This is a genomic window from Nonomuraea cavernae (assembly GCF_040655715.1).
Taxonomy (GTDB): domain Bacteria; phylum Actinomycetota; class Actinomycetes; order Streptosporangiales; family Streptosporangiaceae; genus Nonomuraea; species Nonomuraea cavernae_A.
The window spans coordinates 54372-78014 of sequence record NZ_JBFAKL010000030.1 but is presented as its reverse complement, the minus strand read 5'-3'; the positions used below and the strand labels follow the sequence as shown (position 1 = coordinate 78014).

At 72.3% G+C, this 23643-nt stretch carries 20 protein-coding genes; 9 read left to right on the top strand and 11 right to left on the bottom strand.

The features are described from left to right. Positions 1-3: 3 nt before the first annotated feature. Both AB0I38_RS33285 and AB0I38_RS33280 read right to left on the bottom strand, forming a co-directional pair. Positions 4-1623 (bottom strand): serine/threonine-protein kinase, encoded by a 1620-nt coding sequence (locus tag AB0I38_RS33285; protein WP_358489644.1) that lies wholly within the window; start codon positions 1621-1623, stop codon positions 4-6. 4 nt (positions 1624-1627) lie between these two features. Further along, positions 1628-3223 (bottom strand): serine/threonine-protein kinase, encoded by a 1596-nt coding sequence (locus AB0I38_RS33280; RefSeq protein ID WP_358489640.1) that lies wholly within the window; start codon positions 3221-3223, stop codon positions 1628-1630. Between the two features lie 89 nt (positions 3224-3312). Here AB0I38_RS33280 and AB0I38_RS33275 point away from each other — a divergent pair, with 89 nt between their 5' ends. Genes AB0I38_RS33275 through AB0I38_RS33265 form a run of 3 tightly spaced genes read left to right on the top strand, consistent with a single transcriptional unit; the run spans position 3313 to position 7622 of the window. Then, on the top strand, positions 3313-4206 hold the full coding sequence (locus AB0I38_RS33275; RefSeq protein WP_358489635.1) for a hypothetical protein: 894 nt from the start codon (positions 3313-3315) through the stop codon (positions 4204-4206). Positions 4207-4223: 17 nt separating this feature from the next. Continuing rightward, complete coding sequence (locus AB0I38_RS33270; RefSeq protein WP_358489633.1) at positions 4224-4685, top strand: GNAT family N-acetyltransferase; 462 nt, start codon at positions 4224-4226, stop codon at positions 4683-4685. Positions 4686-4727: 42 nt separating this feature from the next. Further along, entirely contained in the window at positions 4728-7622 is a 2895-nt protein-coding gene (locus tag AB0I38_RS33265; RefSeq protein WP_358489629.1) for an ATP-binding protein, read from the top strand. 102 nt (positions 7623-7724) lie between these two features. Here AB0I38_RS33265 and AB0I38_RS33260 read toward each other — a convergent pair whose 3' ends face one another. The 4 genes from AB0I38_RS33260 to AB0I38_RS33245 form a co-directional block, all read right to left on the bottom strand. Continuing rightward, positions 7725-10244, bottom strand: a complete 2520-nt coding sequence (locus tag AB0I38_RS33260) for a hypothetical protein (protein ID WP_358489626.1) — start codon at positions 10242-10244, stop codon at positions 7725-7727. Between the two features lie 83 nt (positions 10245-10327). Next, positions 10328-11257: a carbohydrate kinase family protein gene (locus AB0I38_RS33255; protein WP_358489624.1), complete on the bottom strand. Its 930-nt coding sequence runs from the start codon at positions 11255-11257 to the stop codon at positions 10328-10330. Continuing rightward, entirely contained in the window at positions 11254-12180 is a 927-nt protein-coding gene (locus AB0I38_RS33250; RefSeq protein ID WP_358489621.1) for a pseudouridine-5'-phosphate glycosidase, read from the bottom strand. Before AB0I38_RS33250 ends, AB0I38_RS33255 begins: the two co-directional genes overlap by 4 nt. Positions 12181-12330: 150 nt before the next feature. Continuing rightward, positions 12331-13353, bottom strand: coding sequence for a YeiH family protein (locus tag AB0I38_RS33245; RefSeq protein ID WP_358489617.1), 1023 nt, complete (start codon positions 13351-13353; stop codon positions 12331-12333). A 70-nt stretch (positions 13354-13423) separates the two neighbouring features. Here AB0I38_RS33245 and AB0I38_RS33240 point away from each other — a divergent pair, with 70 nt between their 5' ends. The 6 genes from AB0I38_RS33240 to AB0I38_RS33215 all read left to right on the top strand — a co-directional run bounded on the left by AB0I38_RS33240 (position 13424) and on the right by AB0I38_RS33215 (position 20044). Further along, a complete protein-coding gene (locus tag AB0I38_RS33240) occupies positions 13424-14314 on the top strand; it encodes a LysR family transcriptional regulator (RefSeq protein ID WP_358489615.1) in 891 nt (296 codons plus the stop codon). A 177-nt stretch (positions 14315-14491) separates the two neighbouring features. Further along, entirely contained in the window at positions 14492-15994 is a 1503-nt protein-coding gene (locus AB0I38_RS33235) for a phytoene desaturase family protein (protein ID WP_358489612.1), read from the top strand. 82 nt (positions 15995-16076) lie between these two features. Further along, complete coding sequence (locus tag AB0I38_RS33230; protein WP_358489610.1) at positions 16077-16772, top strand: response regulator transcription factor; 696 nt, start codon at positions 16077-16079, stop codon at positions 16770-16772. After that, complete coding sequence (locus AB0I38_RS33225) at positions 16769-18139, top strand: sensor histidine kinase (protein WP_358489607.1); 1371 nt, start codon at positions 16769-16771, stop codon at positions 18137-18139. Before AB0I38_RS33230 ends, AB0I38_RS33225 begins: the two co-directional genes overlap by 4 nt. Before the next feature lie 42 nt (positions 18140-18181). Beyond that, positions 18182-19354 (top strand): bifunctional glycosyltransferase family 2/GtrA family protein, encoded by a 1173-nt coding sequence (locus AB0I38_RS33220; RefSeq protein ID WP_358489604.1) that lies wholly within the window; start codon positions 18182-18184, stop codon positions 19352-19354. Positions 19355-19408: 54 nt separating this feature from the next. Further along, positions 19409-20044 carry a TetR/AcrR family transcriptional regulator gene (locus AB0I38_RS33215; protein WP_358489599.1) on the top strand — a complete coding sequence of 212 codons (636 nt, stop codon included), beginning with the start codon at positions 19409-19411 and terminating at the stop codon, positions 20042-20044. Here AB0I38_RS33215 and AB0I38_RS33210 read toward each other — a convergent pair whose 3' ends face one another. The 5 genes from AB0I38_RS33210 to AB0I38_RS33190 all read right to left on the bottom strand — a co-directional run bounded on the left by AB0I38_RS33210 (position 20045) and on the right by AB0I38_RS33190 (position 23587). Continuing rightward, complete coding sequence (locus AB0I38_RS33210) at positions 20045-20311, bottom strand: hypothetical protein (protein WP_358489589.1); 267 nt, start codon at positions 20309-20311, stop codon at positions 20045-20047. A gap of 71 nt (positions 20312-20382) precedes the next feature. Beyond that, entirely contained in the window at positions 20383-21234 is an 852-nt protein-coding gene (locus AB0I38_RS33205) for a helix-turn-helix domain-containing protein (RefSeq protein WP_358489584.1), read from the bottom strand. Between the two features lie 59 nt (positions 21235-21293). Next, positions 21294-21554 carry a hypothetical protein gene (locus tag AB0I38_RS33200; RefSeq protein ID WP_358489577.1) on the bottom strand — a complete coding sequence of 87 codons (261 nt, stop codon included), beginning with the start codon at positions 21552-21554 and terminating at the stop codon, positions 21294-21296. A 143-nt stretch (positions 21555-21697) separates the two neighbouring features. Further along, complete coding sequence (locus AB0I38_RS33195) at positions 21698-22717, bottom strand: phosphotransferase family protein (RefSeq protein WP_358489572.1); 1020 nt, start codon at positions 22715-22717, stop codon at positions 21698-21700. A gap of 63 nt (positions 22718-22780) precedes the next feature. Further along, entirely contained in the window at positions 22781-23587 is an 807-nt protein-coding gene (locus tag AB0I38_RS33190; protein ID WP_358489569.1) for a GNAT family N-acetyltransferase, read from the bottom strand. Between the last annotated feature and the right edge of the window lie 56 nt (positions 23588-23643).

Genomic DNA, 23643 nt, shown 5'->3' with positions numbered 1-23643 from the left:
GCGTCAGGAGGCCTTGGCGTCGAGGCCGGCGACGAGCCACTTGGCGGCCTGGGCGGCCTTGTCCCGCAGGGCGGGGTCCTTGGCCACGTCACGGTTGAAGCGGAACTCGCCCACCATGTTGCCGGTGCGGAACGTCACATGCACCTCGAACTCCTTGCCGCTGCCGAACCGGGTCTTGGCCAGCTCGTAGGCGATCGCCTCGTCCCCGGCTCCGGAGATCTCGAAGACCTCGCCCTGCTTCTCACCGGAGCCGCCCCTGCCCGCCTTGTCCTCGGCCGCCTTCCTGACCCCGGCCACGTGCTCCTGGGCCAGGGTGCTCTCGTAGCCGTCGCCCTGCTGCGGATAGAGCCAGAGCGTGAGGTAGAGGCCCAGTTCCTTGCCCTTCGCGGGCAGCCCGGTGGTGCCCCAGGCGCACTTGAAGGACGGATCGGTCGACGAGGTGACGTACGGGCCGACCAGCTGGGTGGCCTGCTGCCTGGTGAGCAGCACGCAGGGTCGCGGCACCTTGGAGAACTTGCCCGGGGGCAGCGTGGCGGCCGGGGAGGCACTGGGACCGGCCGACTCGGTGGGCACGGCACCGGTCGGGTCGCCGCTGGGGGCGTCAGTGGGGTCGCCGGCCGGGTCGCCGGTCCGCGGGTTCGCCGTCGGTTCGGCCGCCGACGGTGCCGGCTCCGCCCGCGTGGCCGACGACGACGTGGTGAGGATGAGCGTGACGGCGGCCACGAACGCCACCACCACGGCGGCGGCCGAGCCGAACGCGGCCACGCGCGGCACCACCCACGCGGCCGCGGGCGAACTCACGGCCGCCACCGGCTGCCCGGTCGCCTTCTCCAGCAGCCGGCGGACCGTGCGCGCGTCGGGCCGGTGCGCCGGATCCTTCGCGAGCAGGGCCATCAGCAACGGGGCGAGCGCGCCCGCCCGTCGCGGCGGAGCGGGCGGCTCGGTCATCACCGCGCCCAGCGTGGCCATCGCGGTGTTGCGCTGGAACGGCTGCACCCCCTCGACCGCCGCGTAGATCGTCGCCCCGAGCGAGAACAGGTCGGACGGAGGGCCGGGCACGACGCCATCCGTCAGGCACTCCGGCGCGGCGAACCCGGCCGTGCCCACCGGCGTGGCGCCCTGCTGGGCGGTGCCGGCGGGGGCGGCGATGCCGAAGTCGGACAGCAGGATGCGTCCGTCGTCGGCGAGCAGCACGTTGCCCGGTTTGACGTCGCGGTGCAGCAGCCCCCGCGCGTGGGCGGAGGCCAGCGCCGACAGTACGAAGAGCCCGACCGAGGCCGCCCATGACGGGGACATCGGCCCGCCCGTCTTGACGACCTGGTCGAGCGACCGGCCGCGGACGAGCTCCATCACGATCCACGGCTCGCCGGCGTCCTCGACCACGTCGTGTACGGCGACCACGGCGGGATGGCGGATCCCGGCAGCGGTGCGGGCCTCGTGGATCAGGCGATGGCGCAACGCCGCCTGGTCGGCGGGGGAGAGGCCGGGCGGGAGCAGCACCTGCTTGACGGCCACCTCCCGGCCGATGGTGACGTCACGCGCGCGCCAGACGATGCCCATGCCGCCCCGGCCCAGTTGGTCGAGCAGCTCGTAGCGGCCGCCCACGAGTCGTGGTTGGTTCATTGCCTCACTCCTGGCCGTCTAGTGCTTTGGCGAGTCGCCGCGCGGCGTCGCGCGTCGCCGCGCGCAGTGCGGCGTCCTTGCCGATCTTGTCGGCGTTGACGTGGCTGACCTCGACGTTGATGTTGCTCAGCCGGAAGACCAGCGTGATGTGCTCGGGGTGCCCGTCGGGGTTGACGAGTTCGTAGCTGAACGCCTCGTCGCCGATCCCCTTCAGATCTTGTACGTTGCGGCGGGGCTGCGTGATGGATTTGGCCAGACCGATCTCCGGCCAGCTCCAGGTGATCCTGGATCCCTCCCTGCCGCGGCTGTTGCGGGAGTTGGCGTACTGCTCCTCGGCGTCCTCGACGGCCCCGCTCCACTGGTCCTGGAGCTGGCTGTTGGACAGCACCCTGACCTGGAGCCCCTTGCCGCGGGTCGTCCACTCGCAGGAGTCGCCGCCCCTCTTGCCCTTGCCCGCGCCCGGGACGAACTGCCCGGCCTGGCGGGTCGTGAGCAGAGTGCAGAGGTTGAGCGCTGAGGTGAACCTGGCGGTCCGCTCGGGTTCCGGCGTGGGCGCCGAGGTCGTCTCCGCCGGGGTCGGCGCGCTCGTCGGGGCGATCGTCGGGGCCGCGGCCGGTGTGGACGCCTGCCGGGGCGCCGGTGGCTGCTCGTCCGGCCGCAGGGCGACGAACGCGACGGCCGCCGCCGCGGCCACGACCACCACCGCGCCGGCCAGGATCGGTGCCCGGCCGGTCCGCTTGGCGGGTGCGAGCGGGGCCAGCGCCTGTCCGCCGTCCGCGACACGCCGCAGCATCTGCTCCGCGGCCTGCGGGACCGGCCTCTGGTACGGCTCGCGGGCCATCATCGCCATCAGCACGGGGCCGAGATGACCGGCTCGCTGCGGTGGCCTCGGCGGCAGGGTGAGCGCGTCACGCAGCACCGACAGCGGAGAGGTGCCGGTGTAAGGCGCCTGGCCCTCGACGGCGGCGTACAGCGTGGCGGCCAGCGACCACAGGTCGGACTCGGGCCCGCCGCGTTCGCCGCGCAGCCGTTCGGGCGCGATGAACCCGGGCGAGCCGATCAGCAGGCCCGACTCCGTGATCGTCGCCTGGTCCTCCAGGCGGGCGATGCCGAAGTCGGTGAGGATGACCCGGCCGTCGTCGTTCAGGAACACGTTGGCCGGTTTGACGTCCCGGTGCTGGATGCCGTGCGCGTGCGCGACCGAGAGCGCCTCCAGGACCCGCAGGCCGAGCCGCGCGGCGCGCTCGGGCGGCCAGGGCCCCTCGGCGGCCACGGCCTCCTTGAGGTCGCGGCCCCTGAGCAGCTCCATGACGATCCACGGCCTGCCGTCCTGCTGCAGCACGTCGTGGATCGTGATGATCCCGGGATGGCGCAGCTGGGCGGCCGCCATCGCCTCGCGCATGGCGCGCTGGAGCGCCTCCGCCCGCCCGGCCTCGTCCAGAGACGGGGGCAGCAGCACTTCCTTGATGGCCACCTGGCGATCGAGCAGCTCGTCGTGAGCCAGCCAGATCGTCCCCATACCTCCCTGGCCGAGCGCGCGTAACACTCGGTAGCGGCCTGCGATTTTTGAATCCCCCTGTCCAGGCACGCTGGAGACCATAGTGTTTGTCGCTCCGAGTTCGCTATATTTCGGTGCTTGACACCTGAAACAGACATCTCATTCGTCATAGCCGTACATAGGGGGTGGCCGTGATAGGAGCTCCGCCGGCGCCGCCGGTGCCACCCGGCTCCTTCTGGCCGGACGCGGGAGGCGAGCGTCCCGCGACGTCGAAGACGCCGGGGTGGGCCAAGGGGATCCTGGCGGGCGCCGCCGCGGTGGCGGTGCTCGGTGGCGGGCTCATCGCGGTGCGCGACGCCGGTCAGGGCAGCCCGCCGGTCGCGCTGTCCACGCCGCCGCCCACGGTGGACCTGCCCTCCACGCTGCCCAGCGAGCGGCCGTCCGACGGCCCGCCCACCGCCTCCGAGCAGCCCACGTCGGCCGGCTCCGAGACCCCGGCGGCCACCTCGACCTTCCCGGCGCTGAAAGCCGTGCCCGAAGTGTGCGACCTGCTCCCCGCGAGCCTGACCTCGCGGCTCGCGCCCAAGACCGAGTCGGCGCCAGGAGTCCAGAAGGACGGCTACGGGGCCCTCCGCAAGGGCTGCGAGTGGACCCCGCAAGGCAAGAACATCAAGAACGGCTACCTCGAATGGCGCAGCATCTCCCTGGCCGTCAACGTCTGGCCCACGGTCGACGACGCCAGGGAGGACGCCGAGTCCAACTTCCGCTCGATGCGCGACATGGCCGGCACCAAAGAGGAGAATCCCGGCCTGCAGTATCTGAGCACGTACGGTGAGATGAGGACGTTCGAGGGCGTCGGTGACGAAGCTCACGCCATGTACACAGGCAACCTCAAGGGCACCACGAACGTCTGGACGCACATCGTCATGGGCAACGCGACGATCACCGTGCGCTACCACGGCACCGACAACAAAGGCGGCGAGATCCTGGCCCGTGGCGGCGACACCAGGCCGGTGCCCGAAGACGTGCTCATGAAGGGCGCGGAGGAGATCGCGAAAGAAGTGGTCAAGGCGCTGACGAGCTGAGCCGGATTGGAGGGGGCATGAAGCAGGATTCAGGGTCACACGTCATGACGTGTGACGACCTTCTCATCAGGAGGGCTGAGAAGGCCGACGCGGACGAGGTCTTCGCGCTGGCCAGGGAGTTCGGGCTGACGTTCAGCCCCGAGCGCGAGGCGTTCGACCTGGCGTTGCCCCAGCTGCTCCGTAACGACGACGCCCTGCTGCTCACGGCCGTGGTCGGCGGCCAGGTCACCGGTTACCTGCTCGGGTTCGTGCACCTGACGCTGTTCGCCAACGGCCCGGTCGCCTGGGTGGAGGAGGCCATGGTGCGGACGGGGTCGCGCAGGCAGGGGATCGGCCGGTCGCTGCTGGAGGAGTTCGAGAAATGGGCCCGCTCGCGCGAGGCCGGCTACGTCGCGATGGCGACCCGGCGGGCGCCGGAGTTCTACCACGCGCTCGGCTACGAGGCGTCGGCCACGTTCTTCCGCAAGGTCCTGCGTTAGGGGCGCGCCGCGTCCCCCCACGACGGGTGGCATCCTTGGGGCGTGACCATCCACACGGTGAGCCCCCTGTTCGTCGGCCGGTCCGGTGAGCTCACCGCGCTCGCCGACGCGCTGGCCGCCGCCCGCGCGGGTGCGTCCTCCACCGTGCTCATCGGCGGCGAGGCGGGTGTCGGCAAGACTCGCCTGATCAAGGAGTTCGGCTCGCTCACCGGTGACGCCCTGGTCCTGTCCGGTGGCTGTCTCGAACTCGGCACCGAAGGACTGCCGTTCGCGCCCTTCTCCGCCATGCTGCGCGGCCTCGTGCGCGAGCTGGGCAGAGACGGCGTCGCCGCGCTGGTGCCCGGCGGCGACACCCGCGGCCTGGCCCGGCTGCTGCCCGAGTTCGGCGAGCCCGACCGCGACGGCTCCGATGCCCGTGCCCGGCTGTTCGAGCAGGTGCTGGGCCTGCTGGAGCGGCTGGCCGAGGACCGGCCGGTGGTCCTGGTCGTCGAGGACGCCCACTGGGCCGACCGGTCCACCCGCGACCTGCTCACGTTCCTGGTGCGCTACCAGCGCTCCGACGCCGCCCTGCTGATCGCCGTCACCTACCGGTCCGACGAGCTGCACCGCACCCACCCGCTCCGCCCGCTGCTGGCCGAGCTGGGCCGCATCGACTGGGTGACCAGGCTGGAGCTGCGCAGGCTCACCCGCCGGGAGGTCGTCGCCCAGGCGGCCAGCATCCTGGAGCGCGAGCCGTCGACGACCGCCATCGACCTCATCTACGCGCGCAGCGAGGGCAATCCGCTGTTCGTCGAGGCCCTCCTCAGCGAGGCCGGCGGCGACGAGTCACTGCCCGAGTCGCTGCGCGACCTGCTGCTCGCCGGCGTCGAGCGGCTGCCCGAGGAGACCCAGGAGCTGATGCGGGTCGCGAGCGCCGGGGGCCAGCACATCGAGCACGACCTGTTGTCCGGCGTGGCCGGCCTCGATGAGGCCGCGCTCTCTCGCGCGCTGCGGCCCGCGGTGGCGGGCAACGTACTGGTGGTCGACGGCGAGGGCTACTCCTTCCGCCACGCCCTGATCCGCGAGGCCCTGCACGACGACCTGCTGCCGGGCGAGCACATCCGCCTGCACACCCGCTTCGCCCAGGCGCTGGAGCGCGACCTGTCCGTGCTGCCCGCGCCGCGTGGCGCGATCGAGCTGGCACACCACTGGCACGCCGCCCGCGACGCCGACTCGGCCCTGGTCAGCGCCTGGCACGCCGCCACCGCGGCGCGCAGGTCCACCGCCTACGGCGAGCAGCTCCGGATGCTGTCCCGGGTGCTGGAGCTGTGGCGGCAGGTGCCCGACGCCGAGCGGCGCATCGGGATCGACCACGTCGGCGTGCTCCGCCAGGCGATCACGGTGGCCCACCTCGCCGGCGAGTTCGAGCGCGGGCTGGCCCTCGCCGGCGCCGCCCTGGCCGAGGTCGACCGCGCAACCGACCCGATCAGGGCCGCCAGGCTGCTGCGCCAGCGCGGCCTCGTCCGCTACGACCTGAGCCGGCCCGGCTATATCGACGACCTGCGCGAGGCCGCCGCCCTGCTGCCCGACGGAGCCCCCGTCAGGCTCCGCGCCCAGGTCCTGGAGAGCCTTGCCCGGATGTTGCACGCGCCGGGCGATTGGCCGGAGAAGCTTCAGGCGGCGGGCCAGGCCGCCGAGCTCGCCCACACGGCCGGTGACGCCCCGGTCGAGGCCAACGCGCTGATCACGCTGGCCTGGGGACGCTACCGTTACGCCGAGATCGACCAGCAGGTCGAGGCGTTCGCCGAGGCGCGGCGCATCGCGACCGCGTCCGGCTCCTACAACGCGCTGATGCGGTGCGCGATCTCCGAGTCCGACGCGCTGGAGGGCGCCGGCCGCCACGAGCACGCGGCCCGGGTGGCCCGCGAGGGCGTCGCCGGAGCCGAGCGACACGGCCTGGCGCGCACCTCGGGCGCGTTCCTGGCGATCAACCTGGCCGAGCCGCTGGTGTCGCTAGGGCACTGGGACGAGGCGCTGGAGGTCGTGGACCACGCACTCGACCTCATGCCACCTCCGCCGATCCAGTCGAGCCTGCAGGGGCTGGCCGGCGACATCGCGCTGGCCCGCGGCCAGGTCGAGTCGGCCGAGCGGCTGTGGGCGAAGTCGCGCGCCGTCCTGTCGCGCGGCACGTTCCGCGACCAGAGCGTGCTGCCGCACGTGCGCAGGGAGTTCGAGCTGCTGCTGGCGCGTGACCGGGCCGACGACGCCCGCGAGCTGGCCGAGCGCACGCTGCGCGAGCAGGACCTGATGGCCAGCCCGCGCTACTCGTGGCCGCTGCTCATAGCGTTCGCCCAGTTCGGCGGGCCGCTGCTCGCGGAGCTGCGGTCGCTGGCCGATCGCCTCGCCGTGGCGGGCGATCTTCAGCAGGCCCAGCGCCTGACCTTCGCCGCCCTGGCCGGCACGGCGTCCGGTGGGGACGAGCCGGCCGACCGGCTCAAGACCCTGGACGCGGTCGTGGCGGCCTGGTCGGCGCTGCGCCAGCCGTACGCGGAGGCCCGCGCGCTGGCCGGCGCCGCTCGGGCGGCGCTGGCGTGCGGAGACCGGCAGCAGGCCGCCATCCGGCTGACCCGGGCCCGCGAGTCGGCCGAACGACTCGGCGCCACGCCGCTGCTGGCCGAGCTCGACGACATGGCCCGGCGCGCCCGCATCGCCCGCGCCGATGGGGCCACGCCCGACGGCCCGCCGCTGGGGCTGACCGCGCGCGAGCTGGAGGTGCTGCGTCACGTGGCGGCCGGGCACAGCAACCGGGAGATCGCCGGTGAGCTGTTCATCGCGATCAAGACCGTCAGCGTGCACGTGTCCAACATCCTGGCCAAGCTCGGTGTCGCCTCACGCGGCGAGGCCGCGGCCACGGCGCACCGCCTGCGCCTGTTCGAGGACCTCGGCGGGCTCGCCTGAGGTCAGCCCATCTCGCCTGAGGTCAGCTCGTCTCGCTTGAGGTCAGCTCGTCTCGCTTGAGGTCAGCTCGTCTCGCTTGAGGTCAGCCCGTTTTGCCTGAGGTCAGCCCGTGAGCTGCGCTTCCAGGCGATAGCCGTCGACCGTCACGTACACCTGGTCGCCGGGGCGGGCGTTGAGGCGCATCAGCACCGGCTGCAGCGAGTCGAAGACCGGCTGGTGCCCCTGCCAGACCAGGACGATCGCGTTGTCTCCCGGGCCCGTCACCGACAACAGGGTGCCCGGACGCATGCCGAGCTGGGTGGCGTAGCCCTCCGGCACCGGCACCGGGCCGCCACGCAGATGCTCGGGCGTGACCTCGATGCGCTGCCAGCGGCGCGGATCGGACGACGGGCTCGGCAGCGGAGGCGGCGGGGTGGACGGGGCGCCGGCCAGGCTGGGAAGGATCGGCGAGCGTCCGCCCGACAGGGCCGACAGTGTGGCCAGCGCCGCCGACGGGTCGATCGACCCCGCAGGGGCCGCGGGGATGGGCTGGCCGCCGCGGTGGTGGTGGCCGTTGGCTCCGGGGGTGCGGCGCGGGAGCGGCTGGGCCGGAGCCTCGGAGGACGCCGTGGGGTGCGCCGCGGACTCCGGTGGCAGGGCGTCGAGCCACGCCTTGGCCGAGTGGGCCCGGATGCCGAGCTCGCTCAGCACCTCGACCACGTCGGTGTCGGACGTACGGGTCGCGAGAAGCTGCCGGGTGCGGGCCTGCAGTCGCTGCAGGTCTCCGATGACCAGCCAGCCGTCCTGCAGGCGGCGGTCGGGCATGAGCGTGACGAGCACCCGCCACAGCGGGGTGCGCAGCGACGGCACCATCACCGGGTGCGCCGGGTCGGCGCCGATCAGCTGCTCCTCGGTGGCGGCGGTGCCCAGCCACTCCGTCAGCCGGAACATGTGCCCGGTCACCGGCGCCGACTCCGACGAGCGCAGCCAGTGCAGCACGCGCTCCTCCGCCGTGCGCTGGGCCTGGGAGAGCACGTCCCGATCGACGAGCATCTTGTGCGCCAGCGTGCGCAGGCTGATCGGGTCCTCGGCGAACAGCCGGTGCACGGCCACGGCGAGTTCGAGTTTGTCCAGGCTGAGGAAGAGGCTGTCGACGACCCGGACCATCGCGTGGTCCGTGTCGGACAGCGGGGGCGTGGCGGCCTGCTCGGCGCCCCCGCCGTAGGCGCCTGCGCCGCTCACGCTCGGCAGCGGGCCCGTGTGGGGCGCGCCGGACAGCCCGTTGGGCACGCCGGCCAGCGGGTCGGCCTTCGGTCGGTCGCCGGTCGGACGCTGCGGGAGGCCGTTGGACTGGGCGGGGAAGGAACCGGTCTGGCGTGCGGCCCCTCCCTCACCCTGCGCCCGGAACGCACCGGTCCCAGATGCGGAGCCGGGCTGGGCCGGGAACCCGCCGGTCTGGGGTGCGGAGCCGGGCTGGGCCGGAAAGCCGCCGGTCTGGGGTGCGGAGCCGGGCTGGGCCGGGAACCCGCCGGTCTGGGATGCGGAGCCGGGCAAGGGCGGGAGGCCGCCGGTCTGGGATCCGCCGGTCTGGGATGCGGAGTCGATCCGCGAGCCGGATCCGGTCGATGGCGTGGATCCGCTCTGCGAGCTGGAGCCGGGCTGCGCCGAGTAGCCGCCGGTCTGCGGGCCCGAGGTGGGTTGGGCGGGAAATCCACCGGTTTGCGGGGCAGAGCCTGGTTTCGCCGGATAGCCGCCGGTCTCTGGCGTGGAGCCGGTCTGGGAGGCGGCGCTGGGCTGGGCGGGCAAGCCGCCGGGCTGGGCGGTGGTGCCGGGCAGGGCGGGCAAGCCGCCGGTCTGGGGGCCGCCGTCGGGCTGAGCCTGGGCGGCGTGCCCGCCGGCCCGGGACGGGGTGTCGGACCGGCCGGGATAACCGCCGGTGCGGGGTGCGCTCTCGGGCTGCGCCTGGTAGCCGCCGCTGGACGGCTGGGCGGTGAACGAACCGGACTGGGGGACGCCCCGGGCCGGAAACCCGGCCGCTGGAGAGGCGGCGCCGGGCTGGCCGGGGAAGGAACCGGGCGTGGCTTCGGGTTGGGCCGGGCCCGTCGTGCGCTGGACGGCGGCTCCCTCACGCTGCCCTGGGACGGTGCCGCGCGGCAGCAGGGGGCGGGTGGACTCCGGGTGTCCCGCGGGGACGGGCGAGACTGCGGCGGGGCGGGCGGCGTCGCGCTGGAGCTGGCCGAGCACCTCGCGGAACACCGAGCCGATCAGCACTTCGGGCGTGGCCGAGGGCGTGGCCAGGTCGCCGGGTGCCAGGCGGCGCAGCCGATGCCAGCCGCCCAGACCGGTGATCGCCGTGCGGGTGGCCTCGGGCCAGCCGGGCAGCGCCGGGTCGATCTGGTGAACGGTGAGCGCGGGAAGCAGGTCGGCGAGCGGCAGGTGGTCCCAGCGGGAGGCGGCCAGGCGGGCCAGCCGCTCGCAGATCCAGTCGAGCCCGGCCGTGCCGAGGGCCCGCGACAGCGCGAGCGACGACCACCAGCCGACCGGCAGCCGCGGATCGCCCAGGGCCTCCGCGACCTGCTGGGGACGGCTCCAGCGCAGGGCAGGGACCAGGTCGCTCAGGCAGATCGATGACTCGACGTCCATCGGCGGACCTTATCCTCCCCAGAGTGAGCCGCGTTGCTAGGAAAAACGCATGTGGCTAATGGTGCAGCCTACGCGGCAAGCTATCAATCGGTGTGAATAGGGTAAAGACGGTTCACTTCCAAACCGTATCGTGGCCGACCGCCCACCAGGGCCACGCATGTGGCACCTGCCTGACAACCCGCCTGCAGAGCTGCCGCTTCGTTGGCGCCCTTGAGAAGTGCTGAGAGATATCCGGCTGCGAACGCGTCTCCGGCTCCGGTCGAGTCTACGACCTTGGCGGGCGACGCTTCGGCAGTAGCCAGGATTCGCCCTCCTGTCGCGACCACGGCGCCCCGGGAGCCCAGCTTCACGACGGCGGTGCCGTACCTGTCGCTGAGGAGCTCGGCGGCGCGCTCCGGCGACGGGGCGCCGGTGAGCAGAAGGGCCTCGTCGAGGTTGGGGATGATCAGGTCGGCGGCGGCGGTCTCGCGCAGGAACCGGTCCACGCCGAACTCGCGCAACGGGCCGGTCGAGGCCGGGTCGACGCTGATGCGGGCCCCCGCGGCGGCCGCCTCGGACATGGCCAGCCGGGCCAGCTCCAGCCCCCGTTCGGCGAAGAGGAGGTAGCCCGACAGGTGCAACCGGCTCACCCCGTCGAGCAGGGAAGGATCCCAGTCGTCGACGGAGATGCGGCCGCCCGCGCCGCGGTTGGTGAGCATGGAGCGTTCGCCCGACCCGTCGACCATCGCGATGACCACGGCCGTCGGATGGCCGGAGTCCACCTCGACATGCGGCCGGACCCCGGTTCTGATCAGCTCCGTCGTGTGCCACTCGCTGCTGTCGTAGCCGAGTCTGGCCAGCAGTCGCACGTCGGCGCCCAGGTGGGCGGCCCAGGCGGCGGTGTTGGCGCCCGAGCCGCCCGGCCGGAGCACGATGTCCGCGGCGGTGTCGGTGCCCGCCAGCACCGGGGCGCCGTGGATCGCCACCACATCGGTGACGACGTCGCCGATGACGAGCAGCCCCCCGCCGGTCACCGCTGTGCCCAGCAGAGCGCGATACGCGCCGCCAGGGCCGTGTTGCCGCGGACCGCCGCCAGGTTGGCCTCCAGCGAGGCGCCACCCGTGCCGCGCATCAGGTAGCCGAGCAGGAACGGGGTGATCGCCTGCCCGGTGACGCCGTCACGCTCGGCTGCGGCGAGCGCCTCGGCCAGCACGTGGTCGTGCAGGACGGGGTCGAGCTGCTGGTCCACCGGGACGGGATTGGCCACGATCAGCGCGCTCTCCTGGCCGCCGAACGCGTCCTGGCCGCGCATGATGGCCGCGGCCTGCTCGGGCGACTCGATCCGCCAGTCGACCGGCTCGCCGGAGGAGTGCAGGTAGAAGCCCGGGAACGTGTCCGTACGGTAGCCCGCCACGGTCACGCCTCGGGTCTCCAGGCGCTGCAGCGTCGCGGGCACGTCGAGGATCGACTTGACGCCGGCGCACACCACGGTGATCCGGGTGCGGGCCAGCGTGTCGAGGTCGGCCGACTCGTCCTGCTCCTGGGTCCAGCCGCGGTGCACGCCGCCGAGCCCGCCCGTGGCGAAGATCCGGATGCCCGCGCGGGCGGCCAGGAACGAGGTGGCCGAGACGGTCGTCGCGCCGCTCGCCTTCAGCGCCGCCGCCACCGGCAGGTCGCGCTGGCCCAGCTTGCGCAGACCCGGCTCGGTCGCGACGCGCTCCAGCTCCGTCTCGTCCAGCCCGACGCGGGCGACGCCGTCGAGCACCGCGATCGTGGCCGGCACGGCGCCCGCCTCCCGGACGATCCCCTCCAGCTCCCTGGCGACCTCCAGGTTGCGAGGCTGCGGCAGGCCGTGGGAGATGATCGTGGACTCCAGCGCCACCACGGGCGCGCCCGCGGCCAGGGCCTCGGCGACCTCGTCGGACTGCTGGAGTATGGGATCTGCGGTGCTGCGCATATGGGTCCGGTGCTCCTTGTGTATTCCGCTGTGAAGCCAGGTAAATGGCGTGCTTCAGTGTATTTCACGGATTTTGTGGCGAAATCGGGCGTGCCACGTGTTTTATACGCGCGTCTATCCTGTCGCACCCCCCTCCGTCAGGCGGAGGTGTCAGACCAGGATCATGACACCCACCAGTGAGACGGCGGCGACGCATCCGGTGGCGATCGCGCCGAGCGCCAGCACCCGGCCGGCCCTGACCAGCCTGCGGACGTCGATCCCGGTGCCCAGGGCGAACATGGCGGCGGCCATCAGGATGTTCGTCACCTCTTGCGCCGGCGCCGTGACCTGTGACGGCACCAGCCCGGTGCCGCGCAGCGCGACCATCGCCAGGAACCCCGCCACGAACAACGGGACCACCGGCGGGCCGGTGGATCCCCCGGGCTGAGCCCCGCGCACGGTGCCGGCGTCGGTGCGCGCCGTGCCGCTGACGGCGGGGGTCTCGGCGTGCCGCCGCCGCGCGGTGGTCAGGGCGATGATCGGGGCCAGCAGGATGACGCGGCCGAGCTTGACGGTGACCGCCGTGGCGAGGACGCCGGTGGCCGAGCCGATCGCCGCCACCTGGGCTACCTCGTGGACCGCCGCGCCCGTCCAGACTCCCAGCTGCGAGCCGGACAGTCCGAGCCACGTCGCCACCAGGGGGACCACGAGGATGGCGGCGCTGCCGTACAGGACCACGACGCTGAGCGCGGCGGCCGCGTCGTCGTCGGTGGTGTCGGTGCTCTGGCGCATGGCGGCGACCGCGGCGGCGCCGCAGATGGACACCCCGGCGGCGACCAGCAGTGACGTGCCGGGCGGCAGGCCGAGGCGGCGGCCGGCGAGCGGGGTGAGGGTGAACGTGACCCCGGTCGCGACCATGATGATCGCCGGTGCCTGCCAGCCCAGCGCGAGCAGGTGCGGCACCGCGATCTGCAGCCCGAGCAGCACGATCGCGACCCGCAGCACCCGCCTGGCCACGAACCGCAGGCCGGGCAGCAGCCGCTCGCCGATCCCCCACAGGTTGGCCACGACCGCGCCGGCGACGACGGCGACCATCGCGGGGCTGAACCCGGGCACGAACCGGTGGACGGCCAGGGCGAAGACCACCGCCGCGAGGGCCGCGGCGACACCGGGCAGACGATCGGCGAAGGGCATGCCCCGAGTCTTCTGAGGCCCCGCCGGTCCCGGTAGCCGTGGGTTGCCTGGCAGGCCATAGCCTGAGGCTATGAGCGCACTGCCCGACCTGGACTCGCTCCAGCTCCTGGTCGACGTGGGCGAGCTGGGCAGCCTGGGGCGGGCGGCCAGGGCGGCGGGCATCACGCAGCCGTCGGCCAGCAAACGGGTCGCGCTGCTGGAGCGCCGGCTCGGCCTGCCGTTGCTGGAGCGGACACCGCGCGGCTCCACGCTCACCGCCGAGGGCCGGATGGTGGCGGGCTGGGCCACGCGGGTGCTGGCCGCGGCCCGGGAGCTCACGCGGGCCGCGCAGGCCGTACGGCACAGCGGGGCCGCCCACCTGCGGGTGGCGTCGAGCATGACGGTGGCCGAATACCTGATGCCGCGCTGGCTGGGCGAGTTGCAGGACCGCGACCCCGACGTGCAGGTGGGACTGGACGTGGTCAACTCCGCCGACGTCGCCGGCCGGGTGCTGGCCGAGGAGGTCGAGCTGGGCTTCGTCGAGGGGCCGAACGTGCCCGACGGGCTCGCCGGACGGGTGGTGGGCACCGACCGGCTGGTGGTCGTGGTGGCGCCCGGTCATCCCTGGACCCGTCGCCGTACGGTGCTCAGGGGGCCCGAGCTGGCCGCCACCCCGCTCGTCGTCCGCGAGCCCGGATCGGGCACGCGGGAGACGCTCGACGTGGCGTTCAGGGATTTGCGCCAGGCCAGTCCGCGTCTGGAGCTGGGGTCCAACGCGGCGGTCAAGGGCGCGGCGCAGGCGGGGTCGGCGCCTGCCGTGCTCAGCGGTTACGCCGTCGAGGCCGAGCTGGCCACGGGACGGCTGGTGGAGGTGCCGCTGGCCGGGCTCAACCTCGTGCGGAACCTGCGCGCGGTGTGGCGGCGGGGCCGCCTCATCGCCGGCCCGGCCGCGACCCTGCTCACGATCGCCAGCCGCCCCTGATCCAGCCGCTCCTGATTCGCACGCCCTTGATTCGCACGCCCTTGATCCGCACGCCCTTGATCCGCACGCCCCTGATCCGGCGGCCGGTGACCGGCTGCCCCTGGCTTGGCGTCACTGGCCGGGGCTCGTGGCCGTGGCGGCCGGTGGTTGTAGCGCTCTGGGCCGTATTGTGCCGATATGGGGATCTATGACATCGTCGTTGCTGGTGGCGGGCACAACGGGCTGGTCGCCGCGGCCTACCTGGCTAGGGCGGGGCGGCGGGTGCTGGTGCTGGAGCGACTGGACCACACCGGAGGGCTGGCGATCTCCGCCCAAGCCTTTCCCGGCGTGGACGTGCGGCTGTCGCGCTACTCCTACCTGGTCAGCCTGCTGCCGACGAAGATCGTTCAGGACCTGGGCCTCGACCTGGAGCTGCGCCGCCGCCGCTACGCCTCCTACACGCCCACGGGTGGCACGGGGCTGCTCGTCGACAACGGCGACGCGGACCGTACGGCGGCCTCGTTCAGGGAGGTCACCGGGGGAGACGCCGACCACCAGGCTTGGCAGGAGTTCTACGCGATGGCCGGCGAGGTGGCGCGGACCCTGGCGCCCACCCTGCTCGAACCCCTGAGGACCGCCGGCGAGATCGAGCGGCTGGTGGGCGCCGAGGCGTGGCGGGACCTGTTCCGGCGGCCCATCGGCCAGACGGTGGACGAGCGGTTCGGTGACGATACGGTGCGCGGCGTGGTGCTGACCGACGCGCTGATCGGCACGTTCGCCGACCCGGCCGCCGACCTGCTGGCCAACCGGTGCTTCCTCTACCACGTGATCGGCGACGGCACCGGCGAGTGGAACGTCCCCGTGGGCGGCATGGGCGCCGTCTCCGGGGCACTGGAGGCCGCGGCCAGGCAGGCCGGGGCGGAGATCAGGACCGGAGCCGAGATCGTCGGCATCTCGCCCTCGGGCGAGGTGACGTTCCGGGCGGAGGACGGTGAGCACACGGTCACGGGCGGCCACGTGCTGGTCAACCTGCCGCCCGCGGTGCTCGACCGGGTGCTCGGCAGACCGGAGGGCACGCCGGAGGGGGCACAGCTCAAGGTCAACATGGTGCTGACCCGGCTGCCCCGGCTCAAGGACGCGGCGGTGGACCCGCGGGCGGCGTTCAGCGGGACGTTCCACATCAACGAGAGCCGCGACCAGTTGGCCCGGGCCTACACCCAGGCCGCCGCGGGCCGGATCCCCGAGCTGCCGCCCGCCGAGGTCTACTGCCACTCGCTGACCGACCCGTCCATCCTCGGGCCCGAGCTGCGGGGGCGGGCGGAGACGATGACGCTGTTCGGCCTGCACATGCCCGCCCGCCTTTTCCGGGAAAATCCGGAAAAGGCGCGGGCTGAGGCGCTGCGCGCCACGCTGGACTCCGTCAACCAGGTTCTGGCCGAACCCATCGAGGACTGTCTCCTGCGGGCCCCCGACGGCAGCCTGTGCGTCGAGGCCAAGACCCCCGTCGATCTGGAGGACGAGGCCGGGTTGCCCGGCGGCCACATCTTCCACCGCGACCTGAGCTGGCCGTACGCGGACGAGGGCGGCTGGGGGGTGGAGACCGAGTACGAGCGGATCCTGCTGTGCGGCGCCGGCGCCCGCCGGGGCGGCGGCGTCAGCGGCATCCCCGGCCACAACGCGGCCATGGCGCTCCTGACGTGACAGACCCGGCAGACCCGGCAGACCCGGCAGACCTCAAGAGGCCTTCATAGCGTTCTCATGATGGTCCCTTAGGTTTGTGAGCATGAGCGAGTCGGCGCGGTTGCTGGTGGTGGACGACGAGCCCGCGCTGCGCGAGGCTCTCCAGTCGAGCCTGGAGTTCGAGGGGTACCGGGTCGCCACCGCCAACGACGGGCTGGCGGCGCTGGAGCGGCTGTCCGGCGAGAGCTATGACGCGGTGCTGCTCGACGTCATGATGCCCCGGCTCGACGGGCTGACCGCCTGCCGCCGGCTCCGCGCGACGGGCAACCACGTGCCGGTGCTCATGCTGACGGCCCGCGACGCCGTCGGCGACCGGGTCTCGGGCCTCGACGCGGGGGCCGACGACTATCTGGTCAAGCCGTTCGAGCTGGACGAGTTGCTGGCGCGGGTGCGCGCGCTGCTGCGGCGGAGCGCGCTCGGCACCGGCGCTCCGGAGAGCGTGCTGTCCTACGGCGACCTGCGCATGGATCCGGCCACCCGGGAGGTCACCCGGGGCGAGCGGCCGCTCGACCTGACCCGCACCGAATACCTCCTGCTGGAGCTGTTCCTGGCGCACCCGCGCCAGGTGCTGACGCGCGACCAGATCCTCGGCGAGGTCTGGGGGTTCGACTTCGAGCCGACGTCCAACTCGCTCGACGTGTACGTGATGTACCTGCGGCGCAAGACCGAGGCGGGCGGCCGGCCGCGGGTGATCCACACCATCCGCGGGGTCGGGTACGTGTTGCGAGCGGCGCCATGAGATGGGGCAGCCTGCGCTCCAGGCTGACGCTCCTGGTCACGGTCGCGGTGGCCCTGGCCATCGCGATCTGCGCCGGCGCGTGCTTCATGATCGTCCGCAAGCAGCTGTACGACCAGGTGGACCGCTCGCTCGTGCCGTCTGCCGCCAAGGCGCAGAACTCGTACCAGAAGCAGAACGACCTCAACTGGCTGATGAAGCACTGCACCGCCTCGCCGGAGGAGCCGACGGGCCGATACCGCCCGCCCGAGTCCACCCAGGTGATCTACAGCGATGGGCGGCCCACCTGCCACATGGGACCGGCTCTGACGATCACGCCCTACGACCTGCGCATCGCCGCCCAGGGCGGCCGGTCCCACCTGCACAACGGCACCACCGAGGACGGCACGCCGATGCGGATCCTCACCGAGAACGTCGGCCCCGGCATGGCCGTCATGGACGCCAAGCGGATCGACCAGCTGAAGGACACCCTGCGCAACGTCGCGCTGCTGCTGGGCGCCGTGGCCGCGCTCGGCGTCCTGGGAGCGGCGTGGGCCGGGATGGCCGTCGCGCGGGCCGGGCTGGCGCCCGTGGGCCGTCTGACCAAGGCCGTGGAGCACATCGCCCACACCGAGGATCTCGACACCCGCATCCCGGTCGAGGGCACCGACGAGATCGCCCGGCTGAGCGCCTCGTTCAACGCCATGACCGCCTCCCTGGCCGGGTCGCGCGACCGGCAGCACCAGCTCGTCGCCGACGCCGGCCACGAGCTGCGCACCCCTCTCACCACCCTGCGCACCAACATCGACCTGCTGCTGCGCAGCGAGCAGACCGGCCGGCAGCTCGATCCCGGCGCCAAGGAGCGGCTGCTGGTCAACGTGAAGGCGCAGTTCGCCGAGCTGTCCACGCTCGTCGGCGACCTGTTGCAGCTGGCCCGGGGCGACGCCGACCACGAGCCGCACGTCGAGGTGGCCCTGCACCACGTCGTGCGGGCCGCCGTCGACCGGGCCAGGCTGCGCGGCGCGGAGGTCACCACCGACCTCGAACCCTGGTACGTCGTCGGCAACGCCGCCTCTCTCGAACGGGCGGTGCTCAACCTCATCGACAACGCCGGGAAGTTCGGTCCCGGCCAGGTCGAGGTGGCCCTGCACGGCGGCACGCTGACCGTCCGCGACCACGGGCCGGGCATCCCCGAAGAGGATCTGCCGCACGTCTTCGAGCGCTTCTGGCGGTCGTCGTCGGCGCGTGGCCTGCCTGGGTCGGGGCTCGGCCTGGCGATCGTGGCGCAGGCCGTGGCCGAGGCCGGGGGAGACGTACGGCTGGCCAACGCCCCGGACGGCGGTGTGATCGCGACGATCACGCTTCCCGGGAATCTCACTTCACCCTCATAATCGGATAAGTCCGCTTAGAGGCCAGGGTCGTGAGTAGGGGGCATGGAATCTTCGGTCAAGACGCGCCTGGTCGAGATAGTCGTTCCCGTCTATAACGAGCAGCGGGCCCTGCGCGCGAGCGTCATCCGCTTGCACGCCTACCTCACCAGCACGTTCCCGTACGGCTTCCGGATCACGATCGCCGACAACGCCAGCACCGACGACACCTGGCGGCTCGCCGAGGAGCTGGCGGCCGAGCTGGCGAACGTGACGGCCGTCCATCTTGACGCCAAGGGGCGGGGCAGGGCGCTGCGCCTGGTCTGGTCGGCCAGCGACGCCGACGTCGTCAGCTACATGGACGTCGACCTGTCCACCGAACTGGACGCGTTCCTGCCGCTGGTCGCGCCGCTCCTGTCGGGCCACAGCGACCTGGCGATCGGCACCCGGCTGTCCAGGGCGTCGCGGGTGGTGCGCGGCCCCAAGCGTGAGTTCATCTCCCGCTCGTACAACCTGCTGCTCCGCTCCGTGATGGGCGCGCGGTTCTCCGACGCGCAGTGCGGCTTCAAGGCCGCGCGCACCGAGATCGCGCAGGCGCTGCTGCCCGCCGTCGAGGACGAGCAGTGGTTCTTCGACACCGAGTTGCTGCTGCTCGCCGAACGGCACGGGCTGCGCATCCACGAGGTGCCCGTCGACTGGGTGGACGATCCGGACAGCCGCGTCGACATCCTGCGAACCGCCCTGGACGATTTACGCGGCCTCAGCAGGGTGGCCCGCAGGACACTGTCCGGCGCCGCCAACCTCCCCATGCCCACCCGGGTGCGCGAGGCCCGGCTGCCGCGCGGCATGGCGCACCAGTTGCCCAGGTTCGCGATCGTGGGGGTGGTCAGCACCGTCGCCTATCTGGTGCTGTTCTCGCTGCTGGGGTCGGTGATGCCGGTGCTCGCCGCGAACGCCGTCGCGCTGCTCGTGACGGCCGTGGCCAACACCGCCGCGAACCGCCGCTTCACCTTCGGCGTGAGCGGCCCGGCCGGGGCGCTGCGGCACCAGGTCGAGGGGCTCATCGCGTTTCTCGTCGGGCTCGCGCTCACCACCGGCGGGCTGGCGCTGCTGCCCGACGGCGTCTCCCATGAGGTGCGCCTGGTCGCGGTCGTCATCGCGAACGCGTGCGTCACCCTGGTGCGCTTCCTGCTGTTGCGCGCGTGGATCTTCCACCCGAGCCGCAGGACGTCCCGATGACCGCCACCACCACGGCGCGGAGACCACGCCGCCGAAGGCGGATAGGCTTGCCCGGTGCGGAGTACGAGCCGGGCCGAGCAGGCCGACCAGCGCAGGGCGGAGCTGCTGGAGGCCACCCGCAGGGTGGTCCTCGAACGAGGTCTGGCCAACACCCGGATCGCTGACATCGCCAAGTCCATCAACGTCAGCGGCGGCCTCGTCCACTACCACTTCGCCACCAAGGACGAGCTGATCACCGCCATGCTCCGGGCCTCGCTCGACGTCGAGAGCGCCAAGCTCGACGAGCTGGTCGGGGGGCCGGGCACGGCGGTCGAGCGCCTCGACAGGGTGCTGCGCTACTACATCCCCGAGTCGAGATCCGACCAGAGCTGGCTCCTCTGGATCGACGCCTGGAACACCGCCCTGCGCGAGCCCGCGGTCAACCAGATCATGCTGGAGCTGGAGACGACCTGGCTGACGGCGCTGAGCCGGGTGCTGGCCGACGGCACGGGCTCCGGCGAGTTCGCCTGCGACGACCCGGAGGGCGCGGCCGAGCGGATCGACGCCATGCTCGACGGCCTGGTCATCCGCTACACCCTGCATCCCGACGTCCTGTCGGGCGCCCGCCTGCTCGCCCACGCCCGCACGGCCGCGGCCAGGGAGGCCGGCGTCCCGGTGAGCGTCTTCGCGGGCGGCGGCCCCGGCGACTAGCTAGGCGGGCAGGGCGGCGAGGAGGAAGGCGAGCCGCGCGGCCGCGCCCTCGACGTCGTCGACGGTGCCGAGGCGATAGCCCCACGAGGTGACGAAGCTGCCGTCCTCGGCGCACGTGACGCTCTCGGTCAGGGTGGCGGAGAACCGGTTGCGCACCGACACATAGGCGGGCTCACTGGCCAGAGCGACGTTCTGGACCGACAGGTCAGCGTGACGGCCGGCACACCACGCGAACCGCTCGAGGCTGAGGGCGGTATCAAGCATCATGCGTCACCTCCGCAACGTCTCCGGCGACAGAATTGCACGATCTTGCGGTGGCGGGCAAGCAATTGCGAGGATTAATGTGTCGATTGTTTCCGATATTCGTCAAGAATGCGGATGATGACATCTCGTCCAGCTTCGTCGAACTGTGCCGCCTTCGCGTAGTCGTCGAAAGCCCGAGCGTAGAAAGCGATGTCGTCGGGGTCGCGCAGGATCAGATCCTTCGTCATGGTGCCGACGATGACCAGGGCCTCGTTGAAGATCCAGAAGCCGTTGATCGGCGAGGCCGGCAGCTCCGCGCCGAACGGGATGACCCCGAACTCCACGTTGGGCAGCGTGCTGACCGCGAGCAGCCGGTCGAACTGGCCCCGCATGACGTCGATCGGGGTGAGCCGGGTGCGCAGGGCCGATTCGTACACCATGAACCTGAACGAGCGGTTGCGGTCGTAGAGGATCTCCTGACGCTGCATCCGGATCCGGACCGCCGCGTCGATCTGGTCGGGTGCGCTGTAGAGGCGCTTCACCTTGTGGAACACGTGCCTGGCGTACTCCGCCGTCTGCAGCAGCCCGACCACGATGTTGGGCTCGAACACCCTGAAGAGCTTGGTCTTCGACTCGAGGTCGCGGACGTCCTCCTGGATGGCGGCCAGGCCGCTGCGGTGGCGTTGCTTCCAGCCGTCGTGCCGCTCCAGCAGCGCGATCGCCTGCCTGATCAGGGTGTCGGTCGTCTCGGGGGCCGCGTGCACGGCCTGCGCCCACACGACGACGTCGTCTTCGGTCGGAGTCTGCCTGGCGTTCTCCAGCCGGGAGACCTTGGAGGGCTGCCAGCGCAGTCTCTCGGCAAGCTCCTTTCCCGACAGATGTGCGGTCTCGCGCAGCTGCCGGAGCTGGCTGCCGAGGTCGATGCGCGCCTGCTGAAAGGACGTCACGCGCCAAGAGGCTAGACCTGCTTGGGTGGATCATGCCAGGGGCAGTCGCGCAATTGTGATCAACCGCTCGCGGTAGGTGCGGAGGGAGAGTCGGGCTCCGTGGTCGCCGAGCCGCCGGGCAGCACCCGGCGGGCGATCTCGGTGATGAGCTCGCGGGGCACTTCGACCGCGGTCTCACCGTCGAGCACGTCGCGCAGGTCGGCGAGTGCCTGGGGGTCGGTGAGCCGAAGTCCCTGTACGACGATGGTGCCGCGGTCGGTTTCGTACAGAGTGGGGCAGGCGCCCGCCTCCGAGGTGGAGCCGAGGAACCGCATACGCATGGACAGTCCTTCCCCGATAAAAACTGCAATTGCGCGCAATTGTACGGCTTCTCAGGGCATACGTGATCGTTTCATGAAAAATCGGCATATATGGTGAGTTTTCTGGATTCTGACTGATCTGGTCGACCGCACGCCCGGTGCGGTCAGCCCTCGTCGAGCAGCCCGTCCATGATCTGCCGGGCCCGGCCGAACAGGGTGAGCGTGGTGGCGTGCAGCAGGTCGCCGATCTCCTTGGGCGCCTGGCCGGCGAAGGCGCGCGCATGGGTGCCCTCCAGAACGATGCCGAGCTTGAAGCACGCGAGGACGGCGTACCAGTCGAGGGCGGACACGTCGCGGTCGGACAGGGCGCCGTAGCAGTCGACGATCTCCCGGGGCGAGGGCAGCCCCGGGACGTGACCGTCGTTGGCGGGCCACATGGCCACCAGCCAGCCGAGGTCGAGCAGCGGATCGCCGATCGTGGACATCTCCCAGTCGACGATCGCGGCCACCCGGGGGCTGTCGTGGGCGAACATCAGGTTGGCGAAGTGGTAGTCGCCGTGCATGACGCCCGGGGTGAACGTCGCCGGGCGGTGGCGTTCCAGCCAGCCTGCCGTCTCGGTCAGGTGGGGGATGTCGGGGCCGGGATAGCCGTCGAGCCGGTTGTAGGAGTCGAGCTCGCCCAGCCAGCGCGGCACCTGCCGGTCGAGGAAGCCGTCCGGCCGGCCGAAGCCGGGCAGCACGCCGGGGTCGATCCGGCCCAGCTCGGCCAGCGCCGCCGCGGCCTCCAGCCCCATCCGGTGCCTGATGGCCGGGTCGGAGGCGTGCGGGTCGGGCAGCCCGAGCGAGGGGTTGAACCCGTCGACCGGCTCCATCAGGTAGAAGACCGGCTCGTGCTCGGTCTGCGCGGCGACCAGCCGCGGCGCGGGCACCCGCGTGTCGCGCAGCGCCGCGAGCAACCGCGCCTCGCGGCGCAGCACCTCGTTGCTCTTGCGCCGGGCGTGCTGAGGGGGCCTGCGCAGGATGTAGGGGCTGCCGCCGCGCTCGAAGCGGACCATGACGTTCTGGGTGCCGCCCGCGACCGGAGCCGTGCCGGTGATCGGGCCGCCGGGCAGGCCCTGGGCGTCCATCCACGCGCCGAGCCCGTCGAGGTCGATGGCGTTGACGTCGATGTGGGTGGAGGTCATGGCCGTCCTTACAGGACCGAATGATATTCTAGTCGCGACCCTACGAGAGCCGCGCCGACACGGTCAACCCAGAGCTTGCATGAACGGCAGGAACTGACGGCTCCGGTCGCCCGGCGGGTCGCCGTCGCGCACCATGAGCGAGACCTCCCACGGGTCGCCCATGCCGTGCCGCCCGGCCCACCCGGCCAGCTCCTCCTGCGCCAGATCGAGGTCCATCCGCACCGTGCCGCCGGCGTGCAGCGCCAGATCACCGATCAGCGCCTGGGCGGTCGCCAGGTCGCGGGCCACGACGGGGCCGATGACCACGTTGTGGTCGTTGCGCCAGCAGTGACCGAAACCGCCGTCGGCGATCCGCACCTGCTCCCCGAAACCGAACATCCGGCGCAGCAGCCGCGACCGGTCGGTGCCGAACACCTCGGCGTCCAGTGACAGGATCTCGCCGAGGTCGTCCTCGGTGGCCGGACGCGTCGCGCCCGACGGCTCGCCCCGGAAGACACCGGTGCGCATGCCGACCCGGCTCACCGTGCGGAAACCGAGCTGTTCGTACAGGGGACGGCCGTTCTCGGTCGCGTGCAGCGAGACGGTCCGGTCGCCCGCCCGCTCCAGCACGTGCTCCATCAGCGCGCGGCCCAGCCCCCGCCGGGCGTAGCGGGACGCGGTCAGCACCATGCTGATCACGGCGTGGTCGTCGCCGTAGCGGGTCATGACGTTGGTCGCCGCCAGCCCGTCGCCGTCGTCGGCGTCGATGCCGTAGCCCTCGCCGACCTCGAACAGCAGCGCCCACTTGTGCCGCTCGGGCGGCCAGTCGCGGTCCTTGGCCAGGCGGGCGCAGTCGCCGAGGTCGTCGGAGGTGAGGCGGCGGATGTTCATGCGCGCCATCCTGCAGCATCCGTCCCGGCCCGTTCAAACAGATTTGTCCAGGTACG